We start from the raw sequence: 7,976 nt of genomic DNA, 5'->3' as shown, positions 1-7,976 counted from the left end.
ATCAACTACTATCCCCCGCGCAACGACAACAAGGAAGGCTGGGACAACATCGACATCTTCGGCTGGATGGGCTATCCGATGCAGATCAAGATCAACTTCCTCTGCCGCGACTCTATCCTCGCAGCTCCCCTCTGTCTCGACCTTTGCCTCCTCATCGATCTTGCCGCACGCAACGGCCGCTACGGCACACAGCGCTTCCTGAGCTTCTTCCTCAAGAGCCCGATGCACGACTACACTGTAGACGAAGTGCCCGTAAACAACCTCTTCCAGCAGTACACAATGCTCAAGAACGCTATCCGCGAAATGGGCGGATACAAGGCCGACGAGCTCATCGACTAAACGACAGCACGTTAGCGACAACCAATATAGATTACGGCAAGCACACCCGGGTGTGCTTGCCGTAACTGTTTTCATACTGCTCCATTTTACAGTTCTTCATATTTCATGCGCCTTCATATAGCAGCCAAAAATTTGCGTATACCCGATATTCTTATTAACTTTGTCGCCGAATTGGAAAATATTGTTTTTCAACCAGTTTATACAATTCTACAATGGGGGAGGCTTTACAGTTACGATAATTACTTATCTAACTTTTACAGATCTCTTTTCTCTTTAAGCGTGTGAAACTCATATAAATTACATTATCAGATGAAAATAAGGCGTGTTATTCTATCGCTCTTTATGGCATGCTCACTAATGGCTGCCGCAATGACCGACCAGCAGGTGATAGACTACATCAAGCAGCAGACCGCTGCCGGAAAAAGCAACCAACAGATCGGAAAAGAACTGATGGCAAAAGGTGTGACTCCCGAACAGGCTCAGAGAATCAAGGAAAAATTTGAGTCGCAGCAAAACAGCGAGACCTCACCTACCACACAGAGCATCTCTCAAGCGAAAGCCGAACGTCGCCACAATGTCAACAATGACATTGCTTCAGAGTCAATGATTGACATAGGCCGTGAAGTAAACGAAGGCGCCAACGGACAGGTATCATCACGCCAGATTTATGGCCATAAAGTGTTCAACTCGCGCGCGCTCACATTCGAGCCCAGCGAGAATATCGCCACACCCCAGAACTACCGTCTCGGCCCCGGCGACGAAGTGATTATCGACATCTGGGGTACATCGGAGGACCACCTGCGCCAGACAATCTCTCCTGAAGGAAGCATCATGATTTCCCAGATCGGCCCGGTTTACCTCAACGGAATGACCATCAACGATGCCAACAAGCACATCAAGAACTCATTCTCAAAAAAATATGCCGGAATGGAAGATGCCGAGACCGACATCCAGGTAACACTCGGACAGGTACGCACCATACAGGTCGACATTCTCGGCGAGGTAGCCACCCCCGGTACATTCCGCATGTCGCCATTCGCATCGGTGTTCCATGCGCTCTACCGCGCAGGCGGCATCAACGACATCGGCTCGCTGCGTAACATCCAGGTGCTCCGCAACGGCAAGAAAGTAGCCGGCGTCGACATCTACGAATACCTATTTGACGGAAAGACCAACGGCAATATACGCCTCCAGGAGGGCGACGTAATCATCGTTCCCCCCTACAGCCAGCTTGTCAGCATCGACGGCAATGTAAAGCGTCCGATGTATTACGAAATCAAACCCGAAGAAACTGTAAAATCACTCCTTGAATATGCAGGCGGCTTCACAGGCGACGCATATGAAGGCATGGTAAGACTGGCACGTCAGTCAGGCACTGAAAACGAACTCTACAACATCGACCGCGGCGAATTTGCCTCCTATCGTCTTCAGGACGGTGACATCATCACCGTCGGCACCATTCTCGACCGCTATGCCAACCGCGTTGAACTCAAGGGCGCCGTATACCGTCCCGGCATGTTTGCCATAGGCAAGGATATCTCGACCGTAGGCGATCTCGTAAAAAAAGCCGATGGTGTGACCGACGACGCATACACCGACCGTGTGCTCCTCTATCGCGAAGGTCCGGATCTCGAACTCCAGGTAATGGCACTTGACCTCAAGGACATACTCGAAGGCAGAGCCAAGGACGTAACCCTCAAGCGCAACGACGTACTTGTAATCTCAAGCATCCATGAGCTTGAAGAACGCGGAGCCCTTTACATCGGCGGCCAGGTGGCACGTCCCGGCTCATACCCGTTTGCCGCCAACACTACCCTCGAAGACCTTATCTTCCAGGCCGGCGGCCTTCTGGAAGGCGCATCCACAGCCCGCGTCGACATCTCTCGCAGAATCGTCGACCCGACTTCGACACAGCAGACACAGCAGATTTCGGAAATATACACCGTATCAATCGAAAACGGTCTGGCACTGAACAACGGCCAGGGATTCAAACTTATGCCCTACGACCATGTAGAGGTAAGAAAGAGCCCCGGATACAACGCACAGGAGTCGGTATCAATCAGAGGCGAAGTGCTTTTCGAAGGCAGCTACGTGCTCCAGAAGCGCAACGAGCGCCTCACAGAATTGATTAAACGCGCCGGCGGTGTCCTCGACGAAGCATACATAAAGGGCGCATACCTCACACGCCGCCTCTCCGACGACGAACTCGCATCGCGTAAAGAAGTGCTCCGCCTTGCCATGGCAAACAGCGGACCCGGCATGGGCGATTCAATCGCAATCAGCAAAATCGACGTATCCCCCTCCTACAATGTAGGTATCAATCTTGAGAAAGCCATTCAGAATCCCGGCTCACACTACGACGTTGTACTCCAGCCCGGCGACGTGCTATTCATCCCCGAACAGCAGAGTACAGTCAAGATTGCCGGCGACGTTATGTTCCCCAACACCGTAGTATACGAGCCCGGCAAAAAACTCGGCTACTACATCGACCAGGCCGGCGGCTACGGACAGCGCGCACGTAAGAACAAAGCGTTTATCGTATACCTCAACGGTACTGTGGCCAAGGCAAAACGCAGCACCCCCATCGAACCCGGATGCCAGATTATCGTGCCGTCAAAGCCCAACACATCCAACACCGACTGGACAAAGATTCTCACACTCGCTACCACATTCTCTTCTGTAGCAGCATTGGGAGCGACCATTACCAACATCTTCAAATAAACAGCCATGACAGAGGATAAGATAAACAACGATAATGAGATAGAAGAGAAAGAAATAGACCTTCTTGATCTTGCCTCCAGACTGTGGGATCAGCGCAAAAAGCTCATCAAATGGAGCGTATGCGGCGCAGTAATCGGACTGGTAGTAGCATTCAGCATCCCTCGCGAATACGTTACTGCCGTAACGCTTGCCCCAGAAAGCAACGGTGCGAAAATGCCCGGCGGTGGCCTGGGAGCTCTCGCCTCGATGGCCGGTATCAATACCGGAGCCGATGCCGGCGCCGATGCCGTATACCCGATGCTCTATCCTGATGTGGTAAGCTCTGTACCGTTTGTCACAAGCCTATTCGACGTCGAGGTAACGACCAAAGAAGATGGCAAGAAAATGACCGTGCAGCAGTTTATGGAAGATGAGACAAGCGTGCCTTGGTGGAGCTATATTCTCGGACTGCCCGGTAAGATTATCGGATTTTTCAAGTCGGTCGACGAAGTAGGCGCAGACCACAAGCTCAACAGCTTCCAGCTCACACAGGATGAGAGTCTTCTCGTAGAGGCTCTTAACCAAAGAATATCGGCGGCAGTCGATGCCAAGACATCGGTTGTATCGATTAATGTCAAGATGCAGGACCCGCTCGTATCGGCAGTCCTCGCCGACACCGTTGTATCGCGCCTGAAAGAGTATATCACAGCTTACCGTACCAATAAAGCCCGCGAGGACCTTGAATATGCCGAAAAGCTCAACAAGGAAGCCAAGGACAACTATTATAAGGTGCAGCAGCGCTATGCCGACTATCTTGACCGCAACCAGGGAATAGCTTTCCACTCGGCGCAGACCATAAAGGAACGCCTTGCAAACGAGGCGACACTGGCATTCAACCTGTACAACCAGACTGCCCAGCACGTACAGAGCGCCCAGGCAAAGGTGCAGGAAACAACTCCGGTATACGCTATAATCACCCCGGCTACAGTACCTATTAAGCCTGCAAGCCCCAAGAAACTGTTGATTCTCATCGGATTTACATTCCTGGGCTTCGTAGCCTGTGCGGCATGGATTCTCTCGGTATCTCCTTTCCTGGCCCAGTACAAGGAAAAGCAGCTTGAAAAAAAAGCTGAAATCAGCCAAGAGCACAATCGTAGCCACAAAGACTGATAGCGCACTCCAAGGCTAAGACCTTTCAGGCTCTCCCCTCCCCCTGTGTATAGACGTATATGTTACGACCAATACATTTCGCATCTCTTATAGTGATGTCTGTAATGCCTGCCATATCACAAAGCAGGCATACAGACATCCTTTCTGTTTTGATAGAGGCATCATCGGCGACTCCCGACTCTACCACTGTTGTCGATAACACTCAGTCATCGCAATCTCCGCTTGACATACTGGTAGACTATATCGGCAACGACTCAATACAGATAACCACGTATGATGCCACAGCCGATACGGCAGCATATTATGCCGACCATGAAGATTTATACGTAGCCCTGTCGGATATTTCATCGGCATACACCGAATCAGACGGAACGCGACAGGGCAATGGCGGATACGGCAGTCTCGACTTCATATCCGGCGCATATTCAGCATATGGATTCTATCAATCGGGAAGTTGCGTAAAGACAAAACCATATACCGACACCTACTCCCTTGTACCGCCCATAAGCGGCGTGTCATACTACAGTCCTGAATGGGGACGCATAACATCGGGATTCGGCTTCCGCGAGCAATTCAATCGAGTGCACAAAGGCATCGACATAGCCATGGAGGTAGGCGATACGGTGCGCGTGGCACTTCCAGGAATCGTCGACAAAGTTAGCTATGAGGCCCATGGCTACGGCCACTACGTTGAGGTAGTCCATGATAATGGTATCGTGACATGCTATGCCCATCTCAGTTCATCACTTGTCAAAACAGGCGATAAGGTCGATGCCAGCCAGCCTATTGCCTTAAGCGGCAACACAGGCAATTCGACCGGACCTCATCTCCACTTCGAGACACGCTACAACGGCACAGCCATCAATCCGATGACTGTATTCAATTTCTACAATCCATCCCTGATAAAAAAGCGTCGACGCCGCCTGTAACACATGCCTGATAAAAAAGCGTCGACGCCGCCTGTAACACATGCCTGACCGATAAATCACCGATAAACCACAATCCCCGGCAGTCCCATCAGATTGACAGGCTGCCGGGGATTGAGTTTATCTCCTTACATTTTTATGACTCCATAAGGCCATCAGCAGTTGAGAGCCTCATGCATATGTAGAGCAGCACGCCGGCCGTCGCCCATAGCGAGAATCACGGTAGCACCGCCTCTCACAATGTCACCACCGGCATAGATGTCGCCAATCGACGACTGCATCGTATCCTCGTTTACGACAATTGTGCCGCGTCGCGAGACTTCAAGCTCGCTTATGGCATTGGGGATAAGCGGATTGGGGGATACTCCGACACTTACCACAACCATATCGACAGGGATATCCTCCACAGCACCCTCTACAGGTACAGGCGAACGGCGACCAGATGCATCAGGCTCGCCAAGCTCCATGCGCTGCAAACGCATCATATTGACATGGCCCTTCTCGTCGGCAAGGTATTCCACCGGGTTGTGCAGTGTCAGGAACTCCACACCCTCTTCCTTTGCGTGCTTCACCTCTTCCACTCGTGCAGGCATTTCATCCTCACTCCTGCGGTACACAATCATTGCACTCTCCGCACCCATACGACGTGCGGTGCGCACAGCATCCATCGCGGTATTTCCGCCACCGATTACCGCCACACGCTTTCCATGCATGACAGGAGTATCGTATCCGGAGCGCCCGGCCCCCATCAGGTTGATACGGGTGAGATACTCGTTACACGACATCACGCCGATATAGTTTTCACCGGGGATGCCCATGAAGCGCGGAAGCCCAGCTCCGGAAGCCACGAATATCCCGCGGAATCCCATTTCATGAAGGTCTTCATAGCTTAAAGTCTTGCCTACGACAGTGTCCTTCACAAAACGCACGCCTATATCCTCAAGACCGCGTATCTCGACATCGACCACCGAATTAGGAAGTCGGAATTCAGGAATGCCATACTTGAGCACACCGCCGATTTCATGCAAAGCCTCAAATACGGTGACATCATAGCCACGCTTTGCCATGTCGCCGGCAAACGAAAGTCCCGCCGGACCGGAGCCGACAACAGCAATCTTTATGCCGTTGCTCTTCGGACGGGAAACCGCGCTTTCTTCTCCCGACGTACGGTCGAAGTCGGCGGCAAAACGCTCCAGATATCCTATCGCAACCGGCTCCTTCTTCATCTTATGATATATACAGCGGCTCTCACACTGTTTTTCCTGCGGGCACACACGGCCGCATACTGCCGGGAGAGCCGACGTCTCTTTCAGCACCCGAGCGGCCTGGCCAAACTCGCCACGCTCAATATTCTTTATAAATCCGGGAATATTGATTCCTACAGGGCAACCGGTGACACACTGCGGATCGGGGCAGTCCATGCATCGGGTAGCCTCAATCACGGCGGCCTCGGGCGAAAGCCCACGGTTTACCTCCTCGTTGCATGTAACACGATAAGCCGGGTCAAGCTCCGGCATCTTCACACGCGCAATCGACGCGCGCTCTTTGGCAGAGCGGGCCTTGCGCAAATCCTCGCGCCACTGGGCATCACGAGGCGATATGGTTGTCGACATATTATTTCTAAGTTAGTTATATGAACGCAAACGCATCATCATTTCATCAAAATCAACCTTATGTGCGTCAAACTCAGGCCCGTCGATACATACAAAGCGGGTCTTCCCATCGACAGTCACACGGCAGGCGCCGCACATTCCGGTTCCATCAACCATTATAGTGTTAAGCGAGCACATCGTCGGCACGTCATACTTTTTGGTCAGCAGAGCCACAAACTTCATCATCACCGCAGGTCCGATTGTGACGACCATGTCGACTTTCTCACGATTGATTACCTCCTCGACTCCGTTGGTCACAAGCCCCTGCTTGCCATAACTGCCGTCGTCGGTCATTACTATTACCTCGTCGGAGTATTCAGCAACCTGCTCCTCAAGAATGATAAGTTCACGCGTACGCGCGGCAAGCACAGTTACCACACGGTTTCCGGCAGCTTTCATAGCCTTGATGATCGGGAGCAATGGAGCCACGCCGACGCCGCCACCACAGCATACTACTGTCCCGACCTTACTGATATGAGTGGCCTGACCCAGCGGTCCTACCACATCAGTCAGATATTCTCCCGGCTCAAGGGCACAGATTTTGGAAGTCGACTCCCCGATTGCCTGCACTACCAGTGTGATTGTTCCACGGTCAGTATCGGCATCGGCAATCGTAAGCGGAATGCGTTCGCCGTGGTCTCCACAACGCACTATCACAAAGTGACCCGCACGTCGCGAACGCGCTATAGATGGCGCCTCGACCACAAGCCTGACCACTTTCTCGGAGAAGTGCTCCTTCTCAAGAATTTTATTCATAGGGTTATATGTTGGAATTTAACAGAATGCTTAAGCAAGAATGCAAAATTAAAATAAATATTACGTAATGCAAACTGATTAGAGCTTGTTTAGACCCCGTTCACCAATATTTGTTAACGCTGGGGCGGTCAAGCGTCGTGCAGATTTTCGCTTGTGATGAGGGAGTTATGGGGTTCCATAACGACCGAGGCGCAAGCGGAAAGATGCCGGCGAATGACCGACGAAATGTAATTTGGGTCATATCGTTGATATATTTTTGCATTTTTTTAAAGTCAGCAAGAGATTGAGTGATTATAAAATTATCTTTTGTCTCGTATATCTTGGCCGCTTTTCGCCCTGTTACTCAGTCGTGTACACAAAGTACACTCCTTCGTCACATGTCGAAAATCGTCTCAAGCTATACGACCCTGGCGGCAACATTTATTATTAAACA

Annotated in this window: 6 protein-coding genes; 4 read left to right on the top strand and 2 right to left on the bottom strand. The window is 51.5% G+C overall.

From position 1 onward, the window contains the following. From K2I50_RS05160 to K2I50_RS05145, 4 genes are all read left to right on the top strand, one after another. Positions 1 to 339: inositol-3-phosphate synthase (locus tag K2I50_RS05160; RefSeq protein WP_279149667.1), on the top strand; the 339-nt coding region annotated here is incomplete at its 5' end. A 342-nt stretch (positions 340 to 681) separates the two neighbouring features. Beyond that, on the top strand, positions 682 to 3,060 hold the full coding sequence (locus tag K2I50_RS05155; protein ID WP_301025150.1) for an SLBB domain-containing protein: 2,379 nt from the start codon (positions 682 to 684) through the stop codon (positions 3,058 to 3,060). A 6-nt stretch (positions 3,061 to 3,066) separates the two neighbouring features. Further along, positions 3,067 to 4,209, top strand: coding sequence for a Wzz/FepE/Etk N-terminal domain-containing protein (locus K2I50_RS05150; protein WP_301025149.1), 1,143 nt, complete (start codon positions 3,067 to 3,069; stop codon positions 4,207 to 4,209). 59 nt (positions 4,210 to 4,268) lie between these two features. Beyond that, a complete protein-coding gene (locus K2I50_RS05145; protein WP_301025148.1) occupies positions 4,269 to 5,138 on the top strand; it encodes a M23 family metallopeptidase in 870 nt (289 codons plus the stop codon). A 152-nt stretch (positions 5,139 to 5,290) separates the two neighbouring features. Here K2I50_RS05145 and gltA read toward each other — a convergent pair whose 3' ends face one another. Next, positions 5,291 to 6,748, bottom strand: a complete 1,458-nt coding sequence (gene gltA / locus K2I50_RS05140) for an NADPH-dependent glutamate synthase (protein ID WP_301025147.1) — start codon at positions 6,746 to 6,748, stop codon at positions 5,291 to 5,293. A gap of 12 nt (positions 6,749 to 6,760) precedes the next feature. Then, positions 6,761 to 7,543 carry a sulfide/dihydroorotate dehydrogenase-like FAD/NAD-binding protein gene (locus K2I50_RS05135; RefSeq protein ID WP_301025146.1) on the bottom strand — a complete coding sequence of 261 codons (783 nt, stop codon included), beginning with the start codon at positions 7,541 to 7,543 and terminating at the stop codon, positions 6,761 to 6,763. Positions 7,544 to 7,976 lie beyond the last annotated feature (433 nt).

It is taken from the genome of Muribaculum sp. (genome assembly GCF_029051885.1).
Taxonomy (GTDB): Bacteria; Bacteroidota; Bacteroidia; order Bacteroidales; family Muribaculaceae; genus Muribaculum.
This window is presented reverse-complemented; position numbering and strand designations above follow the sequence as displayed.

Bases quoted from the DNA above. Each gene is read 5' to 3' on its own strand.
- K2I50_RS05155 (WP_301025150.1), top strand. From the start codon at position 682: ATGGCATGCTCACTAATGGCTGCCGCAATGACCGACCAGCAGGTGATA.
- K2I50_RS05150 (WP_301025149.1), top strand. From the start codon at position 3,067: ATGACAGAGGATAAGATAAACAACGATAATGAGATAGAAGAGAAAGAA.
- gltA (WP_301025147.1), bottom strand. From the start codon at position 6,748: ATGTCGACAACCATATCGCCTCGTGATGCCCAGTGGCGCGAGGATTTG.
- K2I50_RS05145 (WP_301025148.1), top strand. From the start codon at position 4,269: ATGTTACGACCAATACATTTCGCATCTCTTATAGTGATGTCTGTAATG.
- K2I50_RS05135 (WP_301025146.1), bottom strand. From the start codon at position 7,543: ATGAATAAAATTCTTGAGAAGGAGCACTTCTCCGAGAAAGTGGTCAGG.